The following is a 25,668-nucleotide window of genomic DNA, read 5'->3' as shown; positions in this document are numbered from 1 at the left end:
AGATCGCCGGGGCCGGCCCATTCGGGCCGGCCCCGGTTCTCGAAAGCCAGAGTTGGCCGGCCCGTCCGGGCTGGCCCCGTTTCCCGAAAGCGAGAGTGGTCGGCCCGCCTGAGCCGGTCCCGTTTTCTCGAGCGCCAGAATTTCGCGCATAAAATCAACGGAGGCCAACCTATGGCACAGAGGCGGACGGCGTGGACACGCCTGACGACCCCATTCGCCAACATTCCCGCCGGCACGGCAACGACGCTCGCGCTGGCGATGTGGGTGGTCGTGATCGGCGGCTGGGCTCTCCTGTCCTATGGCCGCGTCGTGCCGAACATGTTCCTGCCCACGCCCGGAACCGTGCTCGAGACGACCTATCGCATGTCCCTGGACGGCAGCCTTTTCTACCACACGTTGACCAGCGCCAAGGTGGTGATCCTGGGCTTCATCGTGTCCTCGGTGATCGCGGTGCCGCTCGGGCTATGGATGGGCACCTATCGGGCGGTGCAGGCGCCGCTGGAGCCGCTGGTCAACTTCATCCGCTATCTGCCCGTGACCTCGTTCGTGCCCCTGTTCATCCTATGGATCGGCATCGGCATCGAGCAGCGCATAGCGGTCATCTTCTTCGGCACTTTCTTCCAGCAGCTCGTGATGATCTCCGACTGCGCGCGCGGCGTGTCGAGGGATCTTGTCAACGCCTCCTACACCTTGGGCACCAATCGCAGCGAAGCCGTGTGGCACGTCATTTTCCCTGCCGCACTTCCCGCGATCCTCGACACGCTTCGCGTCACCATGGGCTGGGCCTGGACATATCTGGTTGTGGCCGAGCTCGTCGCCGCGTCGAGCGGTCTTGGCTATATCAGCCTGAAGGCGATGCGCGGCTTCCAGGTCGATGTGATCTTCATGGCGATCGCCGCGATCGGGCTTCTGGGTCTCATCACCGACACGGCATTCCGCATCATCCGGGCAAGGGTCGCGCCATGGGCACCTTGATCTTGAACGCATCCTCGCAAACCGCAGCTGGATCAAGGGTAGTGATGACCGATACCATCGACGCGAACAATCCGGCCGGTACGGCCTATGCAACTGGCGATCCGCGTTCGGCCGGCACCACGATGGCCATCGAAGACGTGACACTGCGTTACGGCGACGCCAACGGCGTGCTGGCGCTGGACGATGTGTCGCTGAAAGTGGCCAGGAACGAATTCTGCGTCATCGTCGGCCCTTCGGGATGCGGCAAATCCAGCCTGCTCTACCTCGCGGCCGGCCTCAACGACGCGACCTCGGGCAGCATCAAAGTCGATGGAAGGGAGGTGATCGAACCCGGCCCCGACAGAGGCATGGTGTTCCAGAGCTACACCTTGTTTCCCTGGCTGACGGTCCGCGCCAACATCGAATACGGGCCGAAACGCAAGGGCCTGCCCGCGGAGCAGCGCAAGCAAATCGTCGACCAGTATCTCAACGAGGTCGGCCTCGCGCCCTTTGCGGATCATTACCCCGCGCAGCTTTCGGGCGGCATGAAGCAACGCGTGGCGATCGCGCGCGCCCTTGCCAACGACCCGGCCGTTCTCTTGATGGACGAGCCCTTCGGCGCCCTCGACAGCCAGACGCGCGGCACCATGCAGAAACTGCTCTTGCGCGTCTGGGAACGGCAGCAGAAGACGGTGCTCTTCGTCACCCACGATATCGACGAGGCGCTGGTTCTGGGCGACCGCGTGCTGGTGATGACGGCCCGGCCCGGCAAGATCAAGGCCGAGATCAAGGTCGACATCCCCCGGCCGCGCTCGATGGACGTGATCCTTGAGCCCGACTTCATCGCGCTCAAGCGCCGCATCCTCGGCCTTTTGCACGACGAGATCGACGAGGATCACTAGAGCAATTCCAGGAAAAGTGTGTAACGGTTTTCCGCCCGGAATTGCGTAAAAACAAATATTTAGAGCAGTTTAGCGTTTCTGTGAAAAGCTGGACTGCTCTAAGAGCAAACAGTTGGGCAGTGCAGCGAAATGCCGAACTGCCCAATTTCGAAAGGCGAGGCGATCTTTACCTTTCGCCGCGATGCGCCGCGCCGAGGATCATCTCCGAAGCCATCTGCCCGATCATCATGCTAGGCGCGTTCGTGTTGCCGCCGATCAGCTTCGGCATGACGGAGGCGTCGGCGACGCGGAGCCCATCCATGCCATGCACCTTCAGCGTCGTCGGATCGACGACGGCCATTGCGTCGGCTCCCATCTTGCAGGTTCCTACCGGGTGGTAGACGGTCAGCGCTTCGGCGCGCAGATAGGCGAGGATTTCGTCGTCGCTGCGGACATCCTTGCCCGGAAGCATCTCCTTGCCGCGCACCTCATCGAACTCGGATGCGGCAAGGATCTTGCGTGCGATCTTGATGCCTTCGACCAGCACCTTGGAGTCCTCTTCATCCGCGAAGAAGCGGTGGTCGATGAGGACGTCCCGGCGGGAACTGTCCCGCGACAATTTGATCTCGCCCACGCTTTTCGGTCTGAGCACGCAGGTGTGAATGGCGTAGCCGTGGCCGTACTCGATCAGCCTGCCGCGATGGCTGCGATAGCCCGGCACGAAATGGAACTGGATGTCGGGAAGCCCGTTCGCGTGCCTGGTTTTGGCAAAGCCCCCGGCTTCGACATAGTTGGTGGTGAGCATGCCCTTGCGGCGCGCGAAATACTGGAAGGGTGCGGCCGCCATGCGTGGCAGGTTGGCGATCGACAGGCCGAGCGTCTTGGTGCTCCTGGATCGCACGGTGATCATGCCGTCGACATGATCTTGCAGGTTCTTGCCGACGCCCGGCAGGTCGAGCACCGGCGTGATGCCGATCTGCCGGAGCTCGTCTGCCGGGCCGATGCCGGACGCCATCAGAATCTTGGGCGAGTTGATCGCTCCGGCCGAGAGCACGATCTCGCGGCTGGCCGAGAGTATCTTTTGCTCGCCCTCATGCCGAACGCGCATTCCCGTCGCGCGTCCCTCGGCAACGACAAGGTCGATCACCTCGCATTCGCTGAGCAGCGTCAGGTTCTTGCGATCGAGCACCGGGCGCATGAAAGCGCTGAAGCTGCTGAAGCGCTGACCCCGGTCCTGCGTGACGTTGTAGATGCCGACGCCGAACTGGCTCTCGGCATTGAAGTCCGTATTGGCAGGCAGGCCGGCATTCTGGCCGGCCTTCACGAACATGGTGGAAAGCACGTTCGGATCGCGCGGATTGTCGACCAGCAGCTCTCCGTCGGTGCCGTGATAGCGCGGATCCTGGGCGATCAGATTGCGCTCCAGCTTCTTGAAGACAGGCAGCACGTCGCTGTAGGCCCAGCCGGCGCAGCCGAGCCCGGCCCACTCGTCATAATCCTCGGCGGCGCCGCGAATATAGACCATCGAGTTGATCGAGCTCGATCCGCCCAGCGTCTTGCCGCGGTTGACCGGAATTCTGCGGTTGTTGAGATGAGGCTGCGGCACGCCGACGAAACAATAGTCGTAGTTCGGGTTGCCGTAGAGCGACAGGATGCCCGCCGGCACCTTGACCCGAAGGCTGTTGTCGCTGCCGCCGGCCTCTATCAGGCACACCTTGACCGACGGATCGGCGCTCAGCCGATTGGCCACCACGCAACCGGCCGAACCCGCGCCGACGACGATGTAGTCATAGTTCTCAGTCTTCATGCCCAGCCCTTCGAGGATGTCGGCGCTCGAGGCATGGCGGAACGGGTCGCGCGGAAGCGCATTCCTGTTCCGAAACCAGTTCCGTGCCGACATGTATCCGGCTTCGCCCGTCACCTCATGCAGCGGTGTCGATCGATCCGACCGCTGGAACTCTAGGTGCGCCGATCGGTGCGAGAAATTCGGAAATGGTTACGCGTGACTTCGGAGATTCGTTATGTGCGCCTACCGGCACCTGCTGCTACTTGTCGGCTGCAATAGAGAGACGGTCGGATGGCGCGGCTGCTTGTCCAGAACACGGCGAACGGGGTCACCTTGGGCTGCGTCTACCTGCCGTCGAAAATCGGTTTTCATCCCGCGCGGCGGAAGCTGTCGGATGGTCAGAAAAGGACTGAGCATGTCGGTTGAGACGATAGACACGCTTGTCGTTGGCGGCGGCCAGGCGGGAGTGGCTATGAGCGAGCACCTGACCAAATGCAGGGTGCCTCATCTCATTCTCGAGCGCGGCCGGATCGCCGAGCGCTGGCGCTCACAGCGGTGGGACTCCCTGGTCGCCAATGGCCCGGCCTGGCATGACCGGTTCCCGGGCATGGAATTTGCGCGGACTGGTCCTGACGGCTTTCCCCCCAAGGAAGAGGTCGCCGATTATTTTGTCGCCTACGCGAAGCAGATCGATGCGCCGATCCGCTGCGGCGTGGAGGTCAAGCTCGTGCAAAGAAATGTCGGTCGGCCCGGATTCCGCGTCGAGACGTCGGATGGTGTGATCGAAGCCAACAGCGTCGTCGCCGCGACCGGACCTTTCCAGATCCCCGTCATTCCGCCTGTTGTTCCTGGCGATGCGGGTGTCCTGCAGATCCATTCCAGCGCCTACCGCAACCCCGCGCAGTTGCCGAAAGGCGCAGTGCTGGTGGTCGGCGCGGGATCATCGGGCGTACAGATCGCCGACGAACTCCAACGCGCCGGCAGGCGCGTCTATCTTTCGGTCGGCCCGCACGATCGCCCACCGCGGGCCTATCGCGGGCGCGATTTCTGCTGGTGGCTGGGAGTCCTCGGCAAATGGGATGTCGAAACGCCGGGACCCGGCACCGAACACGTCACGATCGCGGTGAGCGGCGCACGCGGCGGCGAAACGATCGATTTCCGTCGTCTGGCCGCGCAGGGCCTGACCCTGGTCGGCATGACGAAGGCGTATCACGACGGCGTGATGACCTTCGCGCCCGATCTTGCGAACAATATCGCACGCGGCGACGCCAGCCTGATGTCGCTGCTGGACGAAGCCGACGCTTATGTAACGCTGAACGGTCTTGACCTCCCGGAAGAGCCCGCCGCTCGCCGGATCGAGCCCGATCCGGAATGCGTGACCAATCCGATCCGCGAGCTCGATCTGGCCGAAGCCGGCATAGTGTCGATCATCTGGGCGACGGGCTTTGCCGTCGACTACAGCTGGCTGAAGGTCGATGCTTTCGACGAGAAGGGCCGGCCAAGGCACCAGCGCGGCGTCTCGACCGAGCCAGGGATCTATTTCCTTGGTCTGCCCTGGCAGTCGCGAAGAGGGTCGAGTTTTATCTGGGGCGTATGGCACGATGCCAAGCACCTGGCGGACCGCATCTCCACGCAGCGCAAATATCTGGCCTACCACGCTGCAGCGAAGCGCGAGACCGTGGATGCCTGACCAGAGCTGACGACGGCCGCGAGCCCGACCTGATGGAGACAAAGATGGCGCATACGCGAATTCGCCCCTTCAACACCAAGGATACCTATCCCGAGCAGAAGCTCGACAACGATCTCTGCCAGGCGGTGGTCACGCGGGGCGGCCGCACCGTCTATCTGCGCGGCCAATGCCCGCAGGATCTCGATACCGCCAAGAACATCGACAGCCACGATCCGGTCGAGCAGACCCACAAGGTCATGCAAAACATCAAGCAGCTCATCGAGGAATGCGGCGGCACGATGGACCATCTGGTGAAGGTGGTGATCTACCTGACCGATGTCCGGCATCGCGAAGCCGTCTACCAGACGATGGGCGAATACATCAAAGGCGTGCATCCGGTTTCGACCGGCCTGGTCGTGTCGGCCCTCGCTCGGCCGGAATGGCTGGTCGAGATCGACGGCACCGCCGTCATTCCGGACTGAGCGCGATGACCTTTTCCATCGTCGCGCGATGCCGGCGCACGGGCATGTTCGGGGTGGCGGTGTCCTCGTCGTCTCCCGCCGTCGCGGCCCGTTGCGCCTACGCGCAGGCCGGCGTCGGCGCCGTCGCCAGCCAGAACGTCACCGACCCGACGCTTGGGCCTCGGGCATTGGAGTTGATGGCGCGCGGCGCCTCCGCCACTGAGGCCGTCGCGATCCTGAAACGGACCGGAGCTTTCATTGAATACCGGCAGATACTGGCTGTCGACACCGCGGGCGTCAGCGCAATCCATTCAGGGCCGAAGGCACTTGAAATCTGGGCCGAGGCGCGCGGCGAGGACGTCGCCTGCGGCGGCAACCTGCTTGCGAATGACGGCATTCCGCAGGCCATGGTCGATGCCTTCCTCGCCTCCGAAGGCAACCTTGGCGACCGGCTGATCGCCACGATGCGGGCGGCGCTTCATGCTGGCGGCGAGGCAGGGCCTGTCCGCTCCGCCGGCATGAAGCTGGTGCGCGATGTTTCGTGGCCCGTCGCCGACCTGCGTTGCGACTGGACCGAGGAGTGTCCGATCGAGCAGTTGGCAACTTTATGGGAAATCTACAAGCCCCAGCTCGATGCCTACGTCACCCGTGCCCTCAACCCGTCTGACGCGCCGAGTTACGGCGTTCCCGGTGACGAGTAGTCCCGACAGTCTGGAACCGGCATGAGAGACCTCAGCCACAAGGAATGGGTGGGCAAGGCGGCCGCGATCCGTTTCCGCGACAAGGCATTCATCGACGGCAAGCCGGTGCCTGCGCGTTCCCGCCGGACTTTCGCCAGCATCAATCCGGCCACGGAGCGACGTTCGCCGGGGTCGCCTCCAGTCCGGCTTCGGGCGTGATCTATCGCTGCACGTGCTCGACAAATACACGGCGTTGAAGACCACCTGGATCAAGTACCGAGGAGCGGCCGTGACTTGATCACCGGGTGCAAACCGGCAACATAGAACGATGCCGCTCCGCTTTACCCTCAGACAACTCGAATACTTCGTCGCCGTCGGCGAAGCCGGCTCGATCGCCAAGGCGGCCGAGCAGGTGAATGTCTCGCCGCCGTCGATCTCGGCGTCGATAGCCCAGCTCGAAGCGGAATTCGGCGTCCAGCTCTTCGTGCGCAAGCACTCGCATGCACTTGCGCTGACCGCGGGAGGGCGCCTGTTCCTCAAGGAAGCCGCGCGGCTGCTCAACGACGCGGACGCGCTGCACGACATTGCCGGCGATATCGCCGAAAAGGTGCGCGGACCGTTGGCTATCGGCTGCCTGCTCACCTTCGCGCAGATCGTGCTGCCGACGCTGCGCAGGAAATTCGAGGACGCCTATCCGGACGTGCGCGTCAGGCAGTTCGAGCGCAACCAGGGGCAATTGTTCGAGATGCTGCAGCGTGGCGAGATAGACGCAGCACTCACCTACGATCTCGAACTGTCGCAGGACATGACGTTCGAGCCGCTGATGCAACTGCCAGCCTATGTGATGCTGCCGGCCGCGCATCGCCTGGCGGGCAGGGCGAGCATCACGCCGGAGGAACTGGTCGATGAGCCGATGGTGCTTCTCGACCTGCCCTACAGCAGGGAATATTTCCTCTCGGCCTTCCAACCCAAGGGCCTGCGGCCCAAGATCGCCGAGCGCACCGGCGACATCGCCGTGATGCGCTCGATGGTCGCCAACGGCTTCGGCTACGGTATCGCCAACATGCGGCCGCTCAACACCATGTCGCCGGACGGCAAATTGCTGGTCTTCGTGCCCCTGCTGGGCGACATCAGGCCGCTGACCATGGGAATTGCGCTGCCGAATGCCGAGCACCGCACGCTGACGGTGCAGGCCTTCATCGATCACTGTCGCCGCTTCGTCGTCGAGCAAGGCGTCTTCGGCACCGAACGCATCGTCAAATAGGCGATATCACGGCCAGCCGTCGGCGAGCCGCGACAGCAGCCGCTCCAGCATCCCGTCGCAACGCCGCAACTGTTCAACACTGACAAATTCGTCCGGCTTGTGTCCCTGTGCCATGGAACCCGGTCCGCAGACGACGGCCGGCGTGCCGAGATCGCGGCTGAACAATCCGCCTTCCGTGCCGAAAGCGACTTTCATCGTGTCGTTGGCGCCGGTCAGCGATTTGACGAAGGCCACTGCTTCCGAAGCGGCCGGCGTGTCGAGTCCCGGATAGGTGTTGGTGATCTCGATGTCGATCGCCGCTTCGGCCGCGATCGAAGCGGCGTCGGCGGCAATGCGCGCCGCAGCAATGCGCAGCCTGTCGAGAATGACGGCGGCATCGTCGGCGGCGACGTTGCGGATCTCGAAATCGACCTGGCAAAGGTTGGGCACGATGTTGAGCGCCACGCCGGCATTGATCTTGCCGACATGCACGGTCGTGTAGGGAATGTCGTAATCGCCGTCGCGCGCGCCTTCGCGCGTCAGCCGGTCCTGTTCGTCACGCAAGGAGCGCACGAAGTCGCAGCCGAGATGGATGGCGTTGAGCGCCAGCGGAGCCAGCGCCGAATGGCCTTCTCGCCCCCTGCAGACGGCGCGAGCCGCAAGCTTGCCCTTGTGCCCCGTCGCCACCTGCATGTTGGTCGGCTCGCCGACGATGCACAGCAGCGGGCGTTGCGGCGCAGCACTCAGCATTTCGATCAGGCCGCGCACGCCCAGGCAGCCGACCTCCTCGTCATAGGAGAGCGCGAGATGCAAGGGCGTCCGAAGCGCTATCGTCGAGGCCTTGAGGCAGGCCGCGAGCGCTGAGGCCACAAAGCCCTTCATGTCCGCCGCGCCGCGCCCGTAGAGCTTGCCGTCGCGTTCGGTCATCGCGAATGGAGGCAGCGTCCAGTTCTGTCCGTCGACGGGAACGACGTCGGTATGGCCGGACAGCATGATGCCGGGCTTGTCGGTCGGGCCGATCGTGGCAAAGAGGTTGGCCTTGTGACCGTCGGGGCTGTGAATGATCTGGCAGGCAATGCCATTCGCGCCGAGCAGGTCCGCCGCATAGCCGATGAGGTCGAGGTTCGAATCGCGGCTTACTGTCGGGAAGGCGATCAGCCGTTCGAGTATCCTGATGCTGTCCATCTCTCTTGTCCCGTTGCCGCTGCCGGCGGTGTAGCATCGTGCCGCGGCCGCTCTGAAGTCGCATTTGGCTCAGCCCCGGTTCATTTGAGACTAATCCACGGAAGCACGCGATTAGGCGCGTCCTAATCCGCACAGAAGAAATCCATAGTTTTCCCGCACCCGCGCCAACCTATGAGTAGTCCCAGCAGCACCCGCAGCGCCAGCCGACAGGAGGGAAGTGATATGCGCGACCCGCGCTACGACATTCTGTTCGAACCGATGAAGATCGGCCCGGTGACGGCCAAGAACCGCTTCTATCAGGTTCCCCACTGCAATGGCGGCGGCTATCGCGATCCGTCGGCCGCGGCCGAGATGCGCCGCACCAAATCGGAAGGCGGATGGGGCGTCATCTTCACCGAGCAGACGGAGATGCATCATACCTCCGAGATCACGCCCTTCATTGAACTGCGGCTATGGGACGACGCCGACATTCCGGCCCTGGCGAAGATGGCGAGAGCTATGCACGAGCACGGCGCGCTGGCCGGCATCCAGCTCGCCTATTCCGGCATCAACGGTCCCAACCTCTACACAAAGGAGGTTCCGCGCGGGCCGTCGGCCCTGCCGATCCGCACCTTCACCAACGACCCGGTGCAGGCGCGCGCCATGGACAAGCAGGATATCCGCGACCTGCGCCGCTGGCACCGCAATGCCTTCAAGCGCGCCAGGCAGGCGGGTTTCGACCTGGTCTGCCTCTACGGCGCGCACGGCTTCGGCATCATCCAGCACTTTCTGTCCACCGCCACCAACCAGCGCGGCGACGAATATGGCGGCTCGCTGGAAAACCGCTCGCGGCTGATGCGCGAGCTGATCGAGGAAGGGCGCGACGCGATCGGCGACACCTGCGGCCTGACGCTCAGGCTGTCGCTGGACGAGATGATCAGTGAGCTTGGCTTCGCCAACTCGGAAGTCCGCGACATGATCGAGATGCATGCCGACCTGCCTGATCTCTGGGATCTTGCCCATGGCGCCTGGGAGGATTGCTCGGGACCGTCGCGCTTCAAGGAAGAGGCCGCGCAGGAGAGCCTCGTCTCCGGCATCAAGAAGCTGACCTCGAAGCCGGTCGTCGGCGTTGGCCGCTTCACTTCGCCCGACGTGATGGTCAGGATGATCAGGTCGGGCACGCTCGACTTCATCGGCTGCGCCCGCCCGTCGATCGCCGATCCCTTCCTGCCGAGGAAGATCGAGGAGGGCCGCATCGAGGACATCCGCGAATGCATCGGCTGCAACATCTGCATCACCGGCGACATGACGATGTCGATCTCGCGCTGCACGCAGAACCCGACCTTCATGGAGGAATGGCGCAAGGGCTGGCATCCGGAGCGCATGCAGGCCAAGGGCGACAGCGACAGCGTGCTGATCGTCGGCGCCGGGCCGGCCGGACTGGAGGCCGCCCGTGCGCTCGGCCTGCGCGGCTACCAGGTGGCCATAGCGGAAGCGGGCACCGAGCTCGGCGGACGCGTGGCGCGCGAGAGCCGGCTTCCGGGCCTGTCGGCCTGGGGCCGGGTGCGCGACTACCGGCAGTATCAGCTCAGCCAGATGCCGAATGTCGACATCTATTTCGCAAGCCGGCTGACGGCCGACGACATCCTGTCCTTCGGATTCCAGAACGTCGCCGTCGCGACCGGATCGACCTGGCGGCGTGACGGCGTCGCGCGCGCCCATGTTGTGCCGATGCCGATCGACGCCGCCATAACGGTCTACACGCCCGACGATCTGATGGACGGCAAGGTGCCGGGCGGCAACGTCGTGCTCTTCGACGACGATCACTACTACATGGGAGGCGTCCTCGCCGAGCTGATGGCGCGTCAGGGCGCAAAGGTGACCCTGGTGACCCCGTCGGCCTATGTCTCGGACTGGACACGCAACACGCTGGAGCAGGGGGCCATCCACCGCCGCCTGGCGGAGCTGGGAGTAGATATCGTCCTCAACCGGATCGTCGCGAATATAGCCTCAGGCGGCGTCGTGACGGCTTGCGTCTACACCGGCGCGAAACAGGACCTGGCTGCCGATGCCGTCGTTCTGGTCACGTCGCGCAATCAGGACGACGCCGTTTGGCGCGAGCTCAAGGCGCGGGAAAACGAGTGGGCCGGCAATGGCATCCGTTCGGTCAAGGCCATCGGCGACGCCGAAGCGCCGGGACCGATCGCTTGGGCAACCTATGCCGGCCATCGATTCGCCCGCGAGCTGGACGAACCCGATATCGGCGACGCTCTGCCTTTCCGGCGGGAGGTGGCGGCGCTGGCGGCGGACTAGGCGTTGGAGCTCGATTACGCCGTTTTGCAAGGCGCAAGGTTGCGATTGCGAGGTCCGGCGGCTATGCCGGGCCCGAGATAGCTGACAGGAGGCGGAGCCGATGAAAGTCCTTTCCACGTCCAAATCGCATGGCGGCGTCCAGGGCGTCTACTCGCATGCCTCGCAGGCTTGCGCCTGCGACATGACCTTTGCCGTCTTCGCGCCGCCCCAGGCCGCCGAAGGCCATGTGCCGGTCCTTTGGTACCTGTCGGGCCTCACTTGCACGCACGCCAACGTCATGGACAAGGGCGAATACCGCCGCATGGCCGCCGAGCTGGGGCTCGTCATCGTATGCCCCGACACCAGCCCGCGCGGCCCTGATGTGCCGGACGAAAAGGACAATTGGCAGTTCGGCTGCGGCGCCGGCTTCTACCTCGACGCCACGCAGCCGCCTTATGCGAAAAACTACCGCATGTACTCCTACGTTACCGAGGAATTGCCGGCGCTCGTCGCCGCCAATTTTCCGGTCGACATGTCGCGCCAGTCGATCTTCGGCCATTCGATGGGCGGGCACGGCGCGCTGACGATCGCGCTGAGGAATCCCGAGCGCTTCCGGAGCTGTTCGGCCTTCGCGCCGATCGTGCAGCCGACGACGGCGGGCTGGTCTCGGCCGGCATTCGAGAAATATCTGGGACCGGACGAAAGGAGCTGGCGCGCCTATGACGCCACGCTGCTCATCGAGGATGGCTGTCGTTACGGTGAGCTGCTCGTCGACCAGGGCACGGCCGACGGCTTCCTGCAGGATGGCTTGCGCCCATGGCTGCTCGAGGACGCCTGCAGGAAGGCGGGCATCGCGCTGACGCTGCGCATGCAGGAAGGCTACGACCATTCCTACAACTTCATCTCGACCTTCATGGACGACCATCTGAAGTGGCACGCGGCGCGGCTGGCATCGAAGTAAGAACGGGCCTCACAGGACGAGGCCCGGCCTAGAAACGCGGCCCCGCCATCATCCGCGCGACCCGCGCCATGTCCGCGCTCATCTCGCGGTCGTCGTCGAGCGGGGCGACGAGCGCGCGCACGGCGGCATAGCTGCGTTGCGGGCCTTCGCCCATGCTGTCGACCACGCCGCGCAATTCCACGCCTGTCGCCGCGAAGATCAGTTCCATCGCAACGAGGTAGCGCAGGCGCTCGATGATGCCGGCGGTCTTGGCCACCACCCGGGGCGCCATCGACGACTGGTCCTCGATGCCGTCCGAAACCGCGAGCGGGCTGAGCGACATCGGATTGGCGAGGTGCCGGATCTCGGCCTCCAGTGCCGCGACCGGTTTCTGCAGTTCCGCGTAGCCCTGGCGGCTCCCGCCCCTGGCCGACAGGAAGCGCGGCAGTTCCGCCACCGTCGGCGACATCAGCTTCATCGAGCGGTTGGCGGTGGCGACCGCGCAATGCGCCAGAGCCTGGCCGAGCTGTTCCCAGGCCAGCGTGAAGGCCGTCAGGTCGAAATTGCCGTTTGAAACCACCCGCTCAGCCGCCGGCAGGATCACCGGGTTGTCGCCGGAATGGCCGAGCTCGATCTCCGTCGCCAGCCTGGCCTGCTCGAATGCGTTGAGCAGGCCGCCCCACATCTGCGGCACGCAGCGGAAACTGAGCGGGTCCTGCAGTCGCCGGGCGGCGGTCTCGTGCCAAAGCCCGCTTCCGTACAGTTCCGCCCTGAGCCGCGCGCCGATCTCGCATTGCCCGAATGCCGGCCGCGCGGCCAACGCATCCTCGTCGATTGCCTTGAGGGACGCCCGGAACGCCTCGTAGTTGAGGGCCACGGCCGCCAGCGACCAGTCGATGAGGCAGGCGACGTCTTCGAGCGCCAGGCACGCCGTTCCGGTGGAAAGGCTGTTCGCCACGATGATGGCGTGGCCGTCCTTTTCACGCAGGTCGAGCGGCTCGAGCCCGGCAAGCTTCAGCGCTTCGGCAGCCGGCATGATCCTGCCCTGGAATTCGGCCTCGCCGTCGCCGCCGAGCGCCCTCGCCATATGGCCGAGAGGAGCAAGGTCGGCCGCCCCGATCGATCCCCAACTGGGTATCACCGGGTGGACACCGGCGTTGAGCGCCGCAACCAGGCCCATGACAACCCGCTCGGAGGCGCCGGTGCCGCCGGCGGCCATGCCGCAAATGCGCGCCGTCATCAGCGCCCGCACCGCCTCAGTCGGCAGGGCCGGGCCGGCGCCCATCGAGTGGCTGAGCGGCACGCTGTACTGGAAGGCGATCAGATCGGCCTCGGCAAGCGGGGTGTCGACACAGGCGCCAAGGCCGGTGGTGACGCCATAGAGCGGCTTGCCGAGCTGAGTAAGGCGCTCGATGAGCGCGCGGCTGGCGCGGATGCGACGCATGGCCTCCTCGCCCAGCACGAGGCGGGCGTTGCGCCGCGCGATCTCGGCGACATCGGCCGCGCTGAGCGGCCTGGCGTCGAGGACTATCACCCTGGCTGTCATGTCCTTGCATCTATCCCAAGATCGGTGCCGTGCAAATGTGCCACGCCGCTCCTCGACACGGCGCAGTGTCATTGCGACGCCTGTGCCTCTGGAGTATTTTAGAACTTGATTGGATGAGACGCATGACCGCCGTCGTTATGGATGCGGTCTGCTTCGATCCCGGCAGATTGTGAACTCTTTAACAGACCTCGGCGCCGCAAGCTGCATTGCTGTGGCCGACAGGTCATAGCAGTTAAGGATTTGCCATGCTGCGATGCTGCGCGTTCCTTGCAGCCTTGATCCTCGTGAGCTTCACGGCGTTCGAAGCCCATGCCGATCGCCGGGTTGCCTTTGTGATCGGCAATTCCGAATACCGCGACATCCCGGCCCTCAAGAACCCGGACAAGGATGCCGAGGATGTGTCGAACACGTTCCGGCTGGCCGGCTTCGACGTGTTCGTCGCCAAGGACCTCACCAAGCTTCAGTTCGAGGAGCAGTTCCGCAACTATCTCGCCGCGGCCGACGGCGCGGATTTGGCGGTCGTTTATTATTCCGGCCACGGCTTCCAAATCGGCGGCGAGAATTTTCTCATCCCGGTCGACGCTTCGCTGAAGGCTGCGGCCGACATAGAGGTCCAGGCCATCAAGCTCGACGACGTGCTGGAGCAGATGCGCTCCAAGTCGAAGATCCAAGTGATCATCCTCGATGCCTGCCGCAACAATCCGTTTCCGCGCAAGGACTATTGGCTGCGGGACCAGCTGATCGCAGCGGGTGGCGCCGGCCTGGCGCAGGTGAAGAGCTCCTTGAATACGCTGATCGCCTTCGCCACCGAGCCGGGAGCGGTTGCCTATGACGGAACCGGCGACCTCAGTCCATTCTCGTCCGCCTTTTCCCGCCGCGCGCTGGCGCCCAACCAGGAGATACGCACGGTGATGGCGGCGGTTCGCCGCGACGTGGTCAAGGCCACTGACGGCAAGCAGGTTCCCTGGGAAAACTCCTCGCTGATCGACGAGGTCGTGCTGATGCGCCGCGCCAACCGTCCTGCGCTGCCGCCGGTGCTGGAAAAGGTCGTGCCGTCCGGCGTCGGGCCTGTCGCTCTGGACCTGCCCGAACCGGTCGATGTCGACGGCGGTGCAATCACCGTCAGCATCGAACGGCCGCCTGCGCTTGGACGACTGATGCTGGACGGCAAGCCTGTCGCAACGGGCGAGCCGATTGCCGGCAAGGATCTGCCGCGCCTCGAGATGGACGTGCCGAAGGGCTCCGGCGCGCAGGAAGAGGTCGACATGCTGGCCTATGCCACGCGCGACAATTGGGGCGGCGGATCCCAGGGCATCCTGGTGTTCCGCGTCAAGAATGGCGAGGGCGCCGAGGGGCAGCAGCTCATGGCCTCGCTCGAGGCCGAACAGAAGCAGCAGGTGCTGGAGCGCGGCATCCACATCACCGGCGCCGCCGAGGCGATCGAAAAGCGCGATATTGCCGTCCCGGTCGGTGTCGGCCCGGTGCCGCTGAAGCTGGATTTCCCGACCAAGGATCCCGCGGTCAGCCTGAAGCTCGCGAGCTATCCGGCAACGGGAACGCTGTCGCTGCCGGATCGAACCCTGACTCCGGATTCCAGCCTGATGGCCGATGAGGTCGACCATTTGCGCTACGAACCCCAGATAGGTGAAGCCAAACCGCTCATAGTCGGCGTCGAGATCAGGGCTGACAACGCTTCGTCAAAGCGGGCGACGATGAAGCTGTCCCCAAGCGTCGAGCCCTGCGACAGAGAGGCTGGCGAGCCTCTCGACCTGCAGGGCGTCGTTCCCGGCCTGCTGCCGAACGAAATCAGCAGCAACGCCGTGGACGTCTGCCGGGCGGCGGTGAAAGCCTATCCCGACGTCGCCCGCTTCCGCTACGAACTCGGGCGTGCGCTGCTTGTTGTCGGTAAGGTCGACGAGGCCAAGAAGGCGATTCAGGAGGCCGCCGACAAGGGGCACGTCCGCGCGGTGTTCGAGCTTGGGTATATGTATTTCACAGGAACTGGAACAACTGTCGACCGATCTCAGGCCAATGCCTTGTACAAGGCTGCGTCGGAAAAGGGTGATCCCTACGGGATGACTGCGTGGGGGCGCATCCTATTCACAGGCAACGGCGTCGAGCGCGACACCGGCAAGGGGCTGGACCTGATGCTCAAGGCGGCGGCGATGGGCCACACCTATGCCATGAACGCACTCGCAGCGATCTTCGCGGAGGGCAGCAACGGTGTGCCCGCCGACACCGCCCGCGCCGTTGCCTTCCTCAGGGCGGGTGTCGAGCGGCAGGACATGTATTCGATGAACCTTCTCGGCCGCAACTATCTTTCCGGGCGCGGCGTCGAGAAGGACCCAAAACAGGCGCAGGCGCTTTTCCAGAAGGCGATTGATCTGGGCCAACCCTATGCCCCTGCCAGTCTTGCACGCATGTACAGAGACGGCGTTGGGGTGACGCAGAACCTCGACGAAGCGCAAAGGCTGTTCGAGTTGGGAACCGCGCGAGGCGATCAGTTCGGTGCCTATGATCGCGCTGTTCTTGAAATGCAGAAGGGTGACAAAGCCGACCAAGCCACTGCCGTGCGCTTCCTTGCATTCGCGGCTGCGCTCGATTTTCGCAAAGAACTGCCGGACGTCGAGAAGACACTCGCAAAATTCGGCGCGAAAGCAAAAACGACCGCTTTGAACGAACTGCGCCAACAGCTCAAGTCGAAGATCCCTATGTCGGGTCCGCTGGACACCCAGTTGGTCACGGTGGCCAGGAAGGTTTGGGAAGAAGCGAATCCGCGTCGGGACGTGTTTTGAGCAACGAGGAGGTAACTGTGGGCCGGGCATTGAAGCAAGTAGTGATCGCAGCGGTTCTGTCCGGCGTAGCGGCAGCGGTGGCCGGCTGTACCTCCATGGCGCCTAAAGTCGAGCCGACGCTGACAGCCAAGCCTAAGCCGAAGGTCGTTCGGACGAAGACCGCGCCAAAGATCGTAAAGCAGAAAAAAGTGATCGCTAGGAAGCTGATCAAACCGGCTACGGAAAACCCTGAAACACCACCCCCGGTCATTCCTGCTATCGGCGGCGGAGGCGGAACTGGAGGCAGCAGCGGTGGAAGTAGTGGCGGCGGAGGAAACTGGGGCGGAGGTTGACTTCAAAAAAGCCTATTCGTGATCGCAGCCTGTTTGTGGGATTACCGGCGCAACGACGTGCATCCGCAAGGGTTAAGCCGATGTCTTCACCTTGCTGACGACTGTTCGAACCGCTCGCCAAGCAATAGCAACTGCTCTGTGCTCCAGTCACGTGCCGGTATCAGAGATCGCGTTGTCCTGTGGGGGCGTTCCATGGTCGATTCAGCGGAACAAATCTAATACGCATCGGCCGCTTGCTGCTGTGCTTCCAATTCCGCCATCTCGATGCCCATTTCAACAAAGGCGGAGAGAACGGCAAAACGGTCCGCCAGCGATACCCTCGCCAGCCCGGCCAGGATCCCCGCGCTGACGGCATGGGCGGCTGGAAATCCGGCCGCCGCCTGGTCGATGGCCAGATTGCTGTCGCGCCAGCCAGCCGCCAGGGCGATCCAGGAAACGGGCGTCGCCGGGGGCACCTCCACGGCCTGGGCGACCGCCGCGCGATGGTCGGGGTTGCCGGGTTCGCCCACCCAGTCGTGGACAAGCGCCAGCAATTCGAGGTCGTTGTCGCCGAGAAGCTCCGCAAGGTTGCTCAGGCACTCGTGCGCCCACCAGACCCCGGCCCGCTCGGGCAGCAGATAAGCACAGAATGTGATTGCCTCTTCGGGGACGCGCCCGGCCAGCAGGGCGCGGCAAAACTCGATCGAGGGCTGGTCGGTGGGAGTGGCCTTCATATCACGAGCGATGGCAGGGCAAGCGCCGAAAAGATCCCGCGCCGTCCTGAACCGGAGCCTGTTGGCCATGGCTGCCCGCCCTCACTAGGAATAGAGGTACTGAAACCCCGGCGGGGGCGCTGGTCAAGCCTCAAACGTAGCAGACGCAGGCCGCTCTCAGCGTGTGTTTGTTCACAGACAGCCGCCGCGAAATTTGATATGGTTCATAGTAGCGAAATCCGCTCAAACAGGGAGTAATGGTCATGCGGTGGGCCAGTTCAGCCTTTGCATTGGCGGCCGTGCTTTTTTCGACGCACGTTTCCGCTGATCCGCTTCAGAAATCGGAAGACATCGTGAAGTTCTTCGCCGGCCAGGGCAAACTCGGCGCGTCGCGCGGGATTTGCGTCGGCACCGAGGAAGAGTGCAAGAGCAAGAACGAAAAGAGCGCGGCTCCCAACAAGACCGGGCTCGACATGATGATCAATTTCGCCCTGGATTCCGCCCAGCTCGACCAGACCGCGCGCACCGAACTCGACGAGTTCGCCAAGGCACTGAGGGACAACCGGCTGAGCACGTTCAGCTTCGTCGTCGAAGGCCACACCGATGCTTCCGGCTCGGATCGCTACAATCAGGACCTGTCGCAAAGAAGGGCGCAATCGGTGGCCGCTTTCCTGACGGCGAACGGGGTTCAGGCTACCCGGCTCGAAGCGATCGGCGTGGGCAAATCGCACCCGCGCGTCGCCAACCCTTACGATCCGGTCAACCGCCGGGTGGAGATGCGGATCAGGACGGAATAGAGGCGCCGGCACAAGTCACCGCTCGGTACACTGCGATCGACGGGAGCCCAGCCACGACAGGCGGGGCTCCCGTTTTCATCAGGGCTTGTTGAGCACGCCGCCCACCGCGACACCGGTGCCGAAGATCAGCGCCTTGGTCAGGAAGTCGTTGTTGTCGTTCGGCGGCGGGCCGTCCTCACGAACAACGGTGTCGCTGTTGCGCCTCCGCTGGACAAGCTGCTGTTTCCTGCGCGGCTTCTCGGCCACTGGCTTCAGTGTGCGGGTCTTCTGCACCACCGGCTTCTTCGGTGGCGTGATGCGCGCCTGATCGGCGGCATTCTTGGCGCGTATAGCATCCATCATCGGGTCGGTCTGGATCGTCAGGAACGCCAGTTGCGCGCGTGTCAGATAGGTGGTCTGCGGCAGACCGTTCTTGCCCTGCCAGACGCCGATCGCCTGGCGCGTCTTCGGACCGATATTGCCGTCGACCTGGCCGAGTTCGTTGCCAAGGGCCTCGATACGAAGCTGCAGGTCGATGCGGCCGTTCCGGTCGAGCCCGATTGCGCCTTCCGTCTGCTCGGTGCCCGGCGTCTGCTTCATCTCGTCGGTGATGCCGACGGAGGTGCGCACGGCCGAGCCGGCATTGGCCTCATTCGTATCGAGGGCCGCGACCTGCTTGCTGCCCGCCTTCGGGTCCTTCAGCTGATCGATGTTGAGCTTGGCCACCGTGGCGAAGCGCCCGTTCGGGAATTGTTCGAGATAGGCTTCGTAGAACGGGATGGCATTCTTCTTCGAAGCCTCGTCCCAGAGGCGCTGCTCGACTTCCCAGGAAGGCGGTTCGCTGGCCACCGGAGCGGGCGCGGGCGCCGCCGTTGTCTTGGCTGCATCGGCGACGGGTGCCGCGACAGGCGCGGCCTCTACCGCCTGCTTGCCGAGGAAAACCTCGCGCCCCAGCGATGCATTGTGCCAGGGCCGCTGCCGGCCTTGCGTGGCTTCCGTCACCTCGCCGCGCACACGCGTTAAGGCGCTCTGGATCTCGACGCCGGGTTCGGTCAGGTGCTTGGCCAGAGCCAGCGAATAAGGGCTGTCGACGCCGTTGCCGTCGAAGGCGATCGCGCCGGGATCTGTCGCGTAGGCGATGAGCACGCCGCCCGTGCCGACGCCGTCGGCCTTCGCTTCGACCGGCGCAAGGCCGGCGCCGAGCGAGCGGCTCTTCGGCAATGAGGCAGCCAGAGTTCTTGCCAGCGGATTGTCGCGGCAGGCGTCGAGGATGATGACGCCGACGGCCGGGTCGGGCGGCAACGCCGCCATGAACTCGTCGATCTGCACCGTGCGGGTCTTGAGATAGGCCGGCGAGGTCAGCTCGGCATCGACCGGGATCAGGTAGTTCTTGCCGTCGACCTGCATGCCGTGGCCGGCATAGAAGATGACGGCGAGGTCGGCATTATAGGATTCCTCGGTGAACCGGCTGATCAGGCTGTGCATGCCTTGATTGTCCTGGTCGACACCTTCGATCACGTCGAAGCCGGCATTGCGCAGCGTGGAGGCGATGAGCTGCGCGTCGTTGGCGGGATTCGGCAAAGGCACGGCATTGACATATTTGCTGTTGCCGATCACCAGCGCGACGCGCTTGGCGTCGTGCGCGGCGGCCTGGGCGCCGAACGCGGCGAGGAAAAACAGGATAAATCCACTCACAAGGACGGCAAACGGTTTCATGGATCAGCCCTCCGCCCCTCAGGGCGCTATCGATGTCTGCACATGCTGAATTCCGCTGGCGACAAAGTCGCTTCTGCCAAAAATGGCTCTTGAGCGTATGTGATCCCGGCCACAGTTTTGGTTCACAAAAAAAGTTTGCAACCAGTGGCTAATCTATCATTGGCGGCATCGAAAACCAATCTGCCCGGCGACTGGCCGCGGCCTCTCCTGGTTCGAAAGCCGGGGTTAACCAGGTTCAAGCGTATTTTGAATCGAACCGATCAGCGCCGTTATTGCCTGCTTGTATTTTTCGAACTCCGGCGATGTCTGCCGGATTTGGGTCGTGGTCGTCTGCTGGCCTTGATCGGACGCGACGCGGGTCACCTTCTGGCCCATCTTGCGTTCAGCCCAGTCGACGACGTAGCTGGCGGTCTTGCCGGTGAGGAACGGGTTGGCCTGGATGACGGCCGATCCGAGGACCGCGTTCAATTGCGCGGAGCCCGGCGCCGCCAGCACCTGTGCCGCGCCTTCCATGCCCAGGAAATGGCAGAGATAGAGGCGCCCGGCGGTAATCTGGTTGCCGCGGGCGCGAAGATAGGCTTCGCCTTCGCGCGCCAGGTTGCGCACCATCTCGCGCGACAGCGTGGCGTCGTAGCGAAGCGCGAGCAGGTCCGCAGTCGACAGCGAGCGGGCAAGGTCGGGGCGATAGGTGTTCATCATCCGGATCCAGGTCTTGGTGATGAACTGTCCGGCGCCGGTCGCCGAGGACAGCGGGTTCTTGGCGCGCGCGCTGCCGCCGCTTTCGACATGGACGATGCGGTCGGTCAGCGTCTCGACGGCGGCATCGCCGGAACCACCGGACGCATAGGCGGCAACCGTGGTGACCGTCCCCAGCGGATCGATCGCCTCGCCGCTCTGGTAGAGCTCGAAATGAAGATGCGGGCCGGTCGAAAGCCCCGTGGTGCCGATATAGCCGATGACGTCGCCGGCCTTCACCTTGGTGCCGACGCCGCTCGCGATGGCGAATTTCTGCATATGCGCGTAGCGCGTCTCGCGCCCGTTGGCATGGGTGATCTTCACCAGATTGCCATAGCCGCCGCCGTCGCCCTGGAAGGAGATCTCGCCGTCGAAGGCGGCCATGATCGGCGTGCCGACCGGAGCAGCCCAGTCGACGCCTTTATGGATGCGAACGGTGCCGAGGATAGGGTGCTTGCGCGGGCCGAAGGTCGAGGTCATCACCCCATTGACCGGCGTGACCATGCCGTTGGTGACGGTCAGCGAACGAACCTCGTCATTGCCCGTGACGCACGCATACTGCCCGTCGCTCTGCTGGAAGACGAAACAGTCGAGGCTCTTCTCGGTGCCTTGGACGCCGACATAGAGGACCCGTCCGGAGATCTCGCCCTGGCCGCGCGGCGTCTGCGAATAGATCAGCACCAGCCGCTGATCCTCGCTGGCGAAGGCGTCGAGATCCTGCCCTCGCGACAGATACATGATCGCCTCGCCGATGACGCTGGTCGGAACCTTGTTGCGCGCGGCCGTCGAATAGATCGCATCGAGCAGGCGGTACTGCCGCTTGAGCCCGCCTTCGTCGGAGGCGCCTGAATAGTTGAACAGGTCCTCGCGCACCCACGGGTCGACACCCGACACGAAGGCTCCCGCGGCGTTGCGCGTCAGCGTGCCGACATAGACGTTCCTGGCATAGATCGAGACCTGCATGAGCGACATGGTCGTCGTCTCGCGGCTTGGCCTGAATCCGCGCATCGCGACGACATAGCCCGCCTCCAGACTGTCGCGGTTGAACAGCGCCTTCAGCGCTTCGCCCGCGAGCTTGGCGTCGTCGGCGGAGAAATGCGCGTCGGCGACGACGCTGTCGAGGCTGCGGTCGTTGAGGATCTTCACGAACGTGTCTCCGGTCGCCTCGAAGCGCTGGTACTCACTGGTGACGGTCGCGACCGTCGTGTTGTTCTCGATCGCGGTCTTCTTGAAGGTGGGAAGGGCGGCCTCGCCCTGGTCGATGGTCTCTCCCCAGCCGGCCTCCGGGTCGTCGGCATCCGCCTTGGGCGGCGAACCGGCAGGGGCCTCGCTCTCGTCAGGCGCCGGCTGAAGGTCGTTCTCCAGATCGCCTTGCTGGTCGTCCGTTGCAGCCGGAGCGGGCGGGGCGGCTTGCTGATCGTCAGGTGCAGCCGCCGGTGATTTCGGAGCGGTTTGCCGCTGCGCCTGGAAGAAGGCGAAATCCTCCTGCGTCGACGGTATCGTCGTCATGAATTTTTCGCTGGCGCTCAGCATCACGTCGGAGAGGATTTCGATCTGCGGCGAGGCTCCGGAACTGTCGAGATCGGCCGGGCGCGACCGTTGGCTTGGTCGGTTTCCGCGTCGGGCGCCAGCGGTGATCCACATCGGGTCTCCGGCGAGGTCGATGATGGCCGGCACATAGACCAAGGCGTCGGGCGGGACGTCCACCATGCCCTCGACGGGATGCAGTTCCTCGTCCTCGTCGCCGAACGACCAGTAGTTCTTGGTAAGGTAGAAGCCCGTCGCTGCTGAAGCGATGACGAGCGCCGCGACACCGGAAAGAACCCAGCGCCAGAGCCTGCGCCGGCGCTCGGCCAGGCGCGCCTGCTTCTTCAATTTGAAGCTGGTGTCGATGCTGTGCGTCACGGGCTGTTTCCGGTCAGGAAATACGTCCAGCGCACCTGCTCCTGCGTATCGACCTCGACGAAGCGCGCGGCGATATGGCCGCGCTGCCAGCATTCGTCGATGCCGCGTATCGAAAAGCGGCGCCGGTCGATGCACATCTCGATCGATCCGTTGAGGATCGCATGGCCGAAGACGTCCGTCGCATAGACGTAGATGTAGCGGTTGGCCAGTTCCTCGCGGATGACGTTGACGCACTGGTTGGCGCCGATCGTCCACCAGCCGTCCGTCTGGTCGGCATCATCGACCTTCTGTCCGACGGCGAGGTTGACGACATCGAGCGTCTGGTTGCAGACGGTGAATTCCGCACGCGCCTTGCTGGTCACAAAGATTGAGAGCGCCGCGCCGACAAGCGCGGCAAGCCATATGCGGTCACGAAGAGTGAGCCAACCACGGTTCCTGCGTAGCGGTGGCTGGAACAATGAATGCGGGCGGCGGAGTTCCATCGGCGTCCATGCCTATCCGCCAAGCCGGAAATATTTGGCGGTGGCGGAGAACTGCGCGCCGTCGGTCCCTATCTCCTCGAGGATCTTTGGCAACAGCTCCGAAGCCGGCGTCGGCCTCGAGAACATAGCGGCCTGGATGTCCCGTGGGCCGGTGATCGCCAGCATGATCTGCGGCACGGCCTTGCCGGCCGCCTTGTCGGCGGCGCCGAGGCCGATCGGGATGTTGAACGTCGCCTTGCCCGGTTGCGCCACCATGCGGTCGTCGAGGTTGAACGCGATGCCCTTGTGGTCGATCAGCATCACGTTGGAGATCAGCCCGCCCCGAGTCGCCAGCGTGCCGCTGATCGGCGAGCCGTCCGGCACGGACATCCGGTCGAGAACGAGCTGCGGCTTTTCCGCCCCGCTCCGGTCGAGGAAACGCAGGAACCTGGTCACCTCGCATTGCGGCTGGTCGATGAGGCGAACGCTGATGTCCGGCTCGAGATGGAACTTCGACTGGAAATCGTTGAGCATCTGCTCGAAAGGCTGCACCGCGGTTCCAAAACCCTCGATCGCCGCAGCGCTGTCCGTTGCCGATGTCAGGCTCGCGTAGAAACAATCACCGCCGCTGAAGTCGCGCACCCAGGAGGCGCGCTGCGCCGATGCCGTCGGCGGAATCCCCGGTTTGGGCAGGTTGATGGCGACGTCCGTATTCTGAGGTTCCTTGGTGCCAGGCTGTGGCAATGGTGCCGGTTGTGCCGATGCGCTCGGTGTTTCCGGTTGGCTGGCCGCTTCGGGCACCTTCGGCTGGCCGGCAGGCGGCGCCTGTGCCTGGTTTTCCGCAGGCGAGGGAGCCTTCGGCTTGGGCAACTTGGACAGCGCGTCTATGAGGTCCGAAGCGCTGGGCTTTGTCGCCGGCGGCTTTGCTTCCTGTGCCGCGGTGTTTTCCCCTTCCGCCTGGCTCGGTCCCGACGCCTTGGCCGTTGGCGGCTCGCCGGCTGGCGGCGCCGGCTTCTGATTTTCCGCTGCCTTGGGCGCGGGAGCGGGCGTCGGCAATTTCTCGGTTGGCGGCTGTGCCGGTTTGGCCTCCGCGGGCTGCGGGGCTTGCGCCTGATTGTTGTTGGCCGGGCTCTCCGGCTGGAGGGCAGGCGACGTCTTTTGAGCGGGCTCTTGGACTTCCGTTGCCGGTGGCGCCTCGGGTCCAGGGGGCGGCACGGGAGTCTCGGCAGGTTGCGCCGGTTTCTGCTCGGTCTCGGCCTCCGCCTGTTGTTGGACGGTCTTGTCTTCCGGTTGCGGCAGGGCGGGAGCGACAGGCTTCGCCGGCTCGATGGTGGCAGAGCTGTCGGGTTTCGTTGCTTCCGGCTGCGCCTCGGCTGGTGCCGTCGGCTTAGGCCTCGAAGCATCCGCAACAGGTTTTGGCGCCGGCTTCGGCGCGAGAGGCGTGAGCTTTTCGGTCGCCGGCGCCTGAGGCGACATGACACCGCTGAAATAGAGCCCGGCGCTCGCCACGATAGCCAATGCCGCCACGGCGCCAACGGCTATGGCCGGGGTCCTCGACGCTTTTTTCTGCACTGCAGCCGTGGCGGCCCTCGGCGGAGTCGCCGCCGGCGAAGGTCGCGGCTCCGACAGATGCGCCGGCCGCACATGCGGAACGAAGCGTTGTTCGCCGGGGACGGTCGAAGCCTGGGACCCGGCGTCCGGCGCCGCGGTCCATCCGGCGCGCGGCAGGCCCGATCGCTCGCGCGGACCAAAGGCAGCAGGCGGCGGCAACGTCGCGTCGAGATCCTCGTCGCGCGTTGCCCTGGCGATCTCGGCCATGCTGGCAGGCCGGTCTTGAGGATCCGGCTGCAGCATCGCTTCGATGAGTGCGCGGAAATCGGGGTCGATATCCGACAAATCCGGCACGGTCCGGCGCTTTTCGACGACCTCGAACTGCGAGCCGCTCATGTCGAGCGGCTTTCCGCGCAGCGCGGCGGCCAGCACCAGTCCAAGACTGTAGATATCCGACTGCTCGCTGACCTCACCGCCGAAGAGGCCGAGCTGTTCGGGCGAGACGTAGTTGTATTTGCCGGCGAACTTTCCGCCGATCAGCGTCTCGCCGCCGACATTCGCCGAGCGCGCTATGCCGAAGTCGATGATCTTGGCGCGCTCGACCCTGCCGCCGGGCAGGATGATGTTGTCGGGAGAGAGATCGCGGTGGACCGCGCCGGCCTGATGCACCGCGCTCAGGCCCGAGGCGAGGCGGTGGCAGAGCCTGCGTACATCCGGCGTCGGCATCGGGCCGCGCCGCATGACGTCGAACAGCGACTGGCCGTCCACGAATTCCATCGCCAGGTAGGGGCGGCCGATCCCCGGATCGATGGTGAAGACGTGATATCGCACGACCGCGTCGTGCGACAGGTGGTTGAGGATCGACGCCTCCTTGCGGAACAAGGACAGGATCGTCTGGTCGCGGGCGAATTCGGGCAGCACGATCTTGATCGCGACATGATCGCCGGTCTGGATGTTGTGGCCGCGATAGACCTCCCCCATGCCGCCGGACGCGATGCGCTCGTCGAGTTCGTAAATACCGCTAAGCTGCGTGCCGACGCCCGCATAGGCGAGGTTCGGCGAAATCCGCGTCTTGTCGTCGTCACTCAT

19 protein-coding genes are annotated in these 25,668 nt (G+C 64.4%); 11 read left to right on the top strand and 8 right to left on the bottom strand.

The features are described from left to right. Nucleotides 1-171: 171 nt before the first annotated feature. Nucleotides 172-975 (top strand): ABC transporter permease, encoded by an 804-nt coding sequence (locus EJ070_RS35670; protein WP_126095541.1) that lies wholly within the window; start codon nucleotides 172-174, stop codon nucleotides 973-975. A gap of 122 nt (nucleotides 976-1,097) precedes the next feature. Continuing rightward, entirely contained in the window at nucleotides 1,098-1,856 is a 759-nt protein-coding gene (locus EJ070_RS35665; protein WP_198540192.1) for an ABC transporter ATP-binding protein, read from the top strand. A gap of 166 nt (nucleotides 1,857-2,022) precedes the next feature. On the opposite strand, the gene EJ070_RS35655 is transcribed toward EJ070_RS35665, so the two are convergent. Beyond that, nucleotides 2,023-3,735 carry a GMC family oxidoreductase N-terminal domain-containing protein gene (locus EJ070_RS35655; RefSeq protein WP_245464772.1) on the bottom strand — a complete coding sequence of 571 codons (1,713 nt, stop codon included), beginning with the start codon at nucleotides 3,733-3,735 and terminating at the stop codon, nucleotides 2,023-2,025. 301 nt (nucleotides 3,736-4,036) lie between these two features. Here EJ070_RS35655 and EJ070_RS35650 point away from each other — a divergent pair, with 301 nt between their 5' ends. The 5 genes from EJ070_RS35650 to EJ070_RS35635 all read left to right on the top strand — a co-directional run bounded on the left by EJ070_RS35650 (nucleotide 4,037) and on the right by EJ070_RS35635 (nucleotide 7,695). Beyond that, a complete protein-coding gene (locus tag EJ070_RS35650) occupies nucleotides 4,037-5,311 on the top strand; it encodes an NAD(P)/FAD-dependent oxidoreductase (RefSeq protein ID WP_126095538.1) in 1,275 nt (424 codons plus the stop codon). Nucleotides 5,312-5,355: 44 nt separating this feature from the next. Next, the gene (locus EJ070_RS35645; protein ID WP_126095537.1) at nucleotides 5,356-5,772 is read left to right on the top strand and encodes a RidA family protein; all 417 of its coding nucleotides are present in this window, start codon (nucleotides 5,356-5,358) and stop codon (nucleotides 5,770-5,772) included. Between the two features lie 5 nt (nucleotides 5,773-5,777). Further along, nucleotides 5,778-6,452 carry a DUF1028 domain-containing protein gene (locus EJ070_RS35640; protein ID WP_126095536.1) on the top strand — a complete coding sequence of 225 codons (675 nt, stop codon included), beginning with the start codon at nucleotides 5,778-5,780 and terminating at the stop codon, nucleotides 6,450-6,452. Between the two features lie 21 nt (nucleotides 6,453-6,473). After that, entirely contained in the window at nucleotides 6,474-6,650 is a 177-nt protein-coding gene (locus EJ070_RS36600; protein ID WP_189350756.1) for a hypothetical protein, read from the top strand. A 109-nt stretch (nucleotides 6,651-6,759) separates the two neighbouring features. Then, nucleotides 6,760-7,695: a LysR family transcriptional regulator gene (locus tag EJ070_RS35635; protein WP_126095535.1), complete on the top strand. Its 936-nt coding sequence runs from the start codon at nucleotides 6,760-6,762 to the stop codon at nucleotides 7,693-7,695. Nucleotides 7,696-7,701: 6 nt separating this feature from the next. Here EJ070_RS35635 and argE read toward each other — a convergent pair whose 3' ends face one another. Further along, a complete protein-coding gene (gene argE, locus EJ070_RS35630; RefSeq protein ID WP_126095534.1) occupies nucleotides 7,702-8,859 on the bottom strand; it encodes an acetylornithine deacetylase in 1,158 nt (385 codons plus the stop codon). 222 nt (nucleotides 8,860-9,081) lie between these two features. On the opposite strand from argE, the gene EJ070_RS35625 reads away from it, so the two are divergent. Together EJ070_RS35625 and fghA are read left to right on the top strand one after the other, a co-directional pair. Next, entirely contained in the window at nucleotides 9,082-11,151 is a 2,070-nt protein-coding gene (locus EJ070_RS35625; RefSeq protein WP_126095533.1) for an NAD(P)-binding protein, read from the top strand. A gap of 100 nt (nucleotides 11,152-11,251) precedes the next feature. Continuing rightward, entirely contained in the window at nucleotides 11,252-12,091 is an 840-nt protein-coding gene (gene fghA / locus EJ070_RS35620; protein WP_126095532.1) for an S-formylglutathione hydrolase, read from the top strand. 28 nt (nucleotides 12,092-12,119) lie between these two features. Here fghA and hutH read toward each other — a convergent pair whose 3' ends face one another. After that, a complete protein-coding gene (hutH, locus tag EJ070_RS35615; protein ID WP_126095531.1) occupies nucleotides 12,120-13,616 on the bottom strand; it encodes a histidine ammonia-lyase in 1,497 nt (498 codons plus the stop codon). Nucleotides 13,617-13,861: 245 nt separating this feature from the next. Here hutH and EJ070_RS35610 point away from each other — a divergent pair, with 245 nt between their 5' ends. After that, nucleotides 13,862-16,411 (top strand): caspase family protein, encoded by a 2,550-nt coding sequence (locus EJ070_RS35610; protein WP_126095530.1) that lies wholly within the window; start codon nucleotides 13,862-13,864, stop codon nucleotides 16,409-16,411. A gap of 547 nt (nucleotides 16,412-16,958) precedes the next feature. On the opposite strand, the gene EJ070_RS35600 is transcribed toward EJ070_RS35610, so the two are convergent. Further along, on the bottom strand, nucleotides 16,959-17,525 hold the full coding sequence (locus tag EJ070_RS35600; RefSeq protein WP_126095529.1) for a hypothetical protein: 567 nt from the start codon (nucleotides 17,523-17,525) through the stop codon (nucleotides 16,959-16,961). A 173-nt stretch (nucleotides 17,526-17,698) separates the two neighbouring features. On the opposite strand from EJ070_RS35600, the gene EJ070_RS35595 reads away from it, so the two are divergent. Further along, complete coding sequence (locus EJ070_RS35595) at nucleotides 17,699-18,232, top strand: OmpA family protein (RefSeq protein WP_189350272.1); 534 nt, start codon at nucleotides 17,699-17,701, stop codon at nucleotides 18,230-18,232. Between the two features lie 78 nt (nucleotides 18,233-18,310). On the opposite strand, the gene EJ070_RS35590 is transcribed toward EJ070_RS35595, so the two are convergent. The 4 genes from EJ070_RS35590 to EJ070_RS35575 form a co-directional block, all read right to left on the bottom strand. After that, complete coding sequence (locus tag EJ070_RS35590) at nucleotides 18,311-19,927, bottom strand: caspase family protein (RefSeq protein ID WP_126095528.1); 1,617 nt, start codon at nucleotides 19,925-19,927, stop codon at nucleotides 18,311-18,313. Between the two features lie 225 nt (nucleotides 19,928-20,152). Next, the gene (locus tag EJ070_RS35585; RefSeq protein WP_126095527.1) at nucleotides 20,153-22,567 is read right to left on the bottom strand and encodes a M23 family metallopeptidase; all 2,415 of its coding nucleotides are present in this window, start codon (nucleotides 22,565-22,567) and stop codon (nucleotides 20,153-20,155) included. Beyond that, nucleotides 22,564-23,049 (bottom strand): DUF1036 domain-containing protein, encoded by a 486-nt coding sequence (locus EJ070_RS35580; protein WP_126095526.1) that lies wholly within the window; start codon nucleotides 23,047-23,049, stop codon nucleotides 22,564-22,566. Before EJ070_RS35580 ends, EJ070_RS35585 begins: the two co-directional genes overlap by 4 nt. 12 nt (nucleotides 23,050-23,061) lie before the next feature. Further along, on the bottom strand, nucleotides 23,062-25,668 hold the full coding sequence (locus EJ070_RS35575; protein ID WP_126095525.1) for a serine/threonine-protein kinase: 2,607 nt from the start codon (nucleotides 25,666-25,668) through the stop codon (nucleotides 23,062-23,064).

The sequence above is a fragment of the Mesorhizobium sp. M1E.F.Ca.ET.045.02.1.1 genome (assembly GCF_003952485.1).
Classification (GTDB): domain Bacteria; phylum Pseudomonadota; class Alphaproteobacteria; order Rhizobiales; family Rhizobiaceae; genus Mesorhizobium.
This window is presented reverse-complemented; position numbering and strand designations above follow the sequence as displayed.

Excerpts from the sequence above, each read along its gene's own strand:
- EJ070_RS35575 (WP_126095525.1), bottom strand. The coding sequence starts at position 25,668 with ATGAGTGACGACGACAAGACGCGGATTTCGCCGAACCTCGCCTATGCG.
- EJ070_RS35670 (WP_126095541.1), top strand. The coding sequence starts at position 172 with ATGGCACAGAGGCGGACGGCGTGGACACGCCTGACGACCCCATTCGCC.
- EJ070_RS35655 (WP_245464772.1), bottom strand. The coding sequence starts at position 3,735 with ATGTCGGCACGGAACTGGTTTCGGAACAGGAATGCGCTTCCGCGCGAC.
- EJ070_RS35590 (WP_126095528.1), bottom strand. The coding sequence starts at position 19,927 with ATGAAACCGTTTGCCGTCCTTGTGAGTGGATTTATCCTGTTTTTCCTC.
- EJ070_RS35645 (WP_126095537.1), top strand. The coding sequence starts at position 5,356 with ATGGCGCATACGCGAATTCGCCCCTTCAACACCAAGGATACCTATCCC.
- EJ070_RS35625 (WP_126095533.1), top strand. The coding sequence starts at position 9,082 with ATGCGCGACCCGCGCTACGACATTCTGTTCGAACCGATGAAGATCGGC.
- EJ070_RS35600 (WP_126095529.1), bottom strand. The coding sequence starts at position 17,525 with ATGGCCAACAGGCTCCGGTTCAGGACGGCGCGGGATCTTTTCGGCGCT.
- EJ070_RS35580 (WP_126095526.1), bottom strand. The coding sequence starts at position 23,049 with ATGGAACTCCGCCGCCCGCATTCATTGTTCCAGCCACCGCTACGCAGG.
- EJ070_RS35635 (WP_126095535.1), top strand. The coding sequence starts at position 6,760 with ATGCCGCTCCGCTTTACCCTCAGACAACTCGAATACTTCGTCGCCGTC.
- fghA (WP_126095532.1), top strand. The coding sequence starts at position 11,252 with ATGAAAGTCCTTTCCACGTCCAAATCGCATGGCGGCGTCCAGGGCGTC.
- EJ070_RS35640 (WP_126095536.1), top strand. The coding sequence starts at position 5,778 with ATGACCTTTTCCATCGTCGCGCGATGCCGGCGCACGGGCATGTTCGGG.
- EJ070_RS35610 (WP_126095530.1), top strand. The coding sequence starts at position 13,862 with ATGCTGCGATGCTGCGCGTTCCTTGCAGCCTTGATCCTCGTGAGCTTC.
- EJ070_RS35595 (WP_189350272.1), top strand. The coding sequence starts at position 17,699 with ATGCGGTGGGCCAGTTCAGCCTTTGCATTGGCGGCCGTGCTTTTTTCG.
- EJ070_RS35650 (WP_126095538.1), top strand. The coding sequence starts at position 4,037 with ATGTCGGTTGAGACGATAGACACGCTTGTCGTTGGCGGCGGCCAGGCG.
- argE (WP_126095534.1), bottom strand. The coding sequence starts at position 8,859 with ATGGACAGCATCAGGATACTCGAACGGCTGATCGCCTTCCCGACAGTA.
- EJ070_RS35665 (WP_198540192.1), top strand. The coding sequence starts at position 1,098 with ATGGCCATCGAAGACGTGACACTGCGTTACGGCGACGCCAACGGCGTG.
- EJ070_RS36600 (WP_189350756.1), top strand. The coding sequence starts at position 6,474 with ATGAGAGACCTCAGCCACAAGGAATGGGTGGGCAAGGCGGCCGCGATC.
- hutH (WP_126095531.1), bottom strand. The coding sequence starts at position 13,616 with ATGACAGCCAGGGTGATAGTCCTCGACGCCAGGCCGCTCAGCGCGGCC.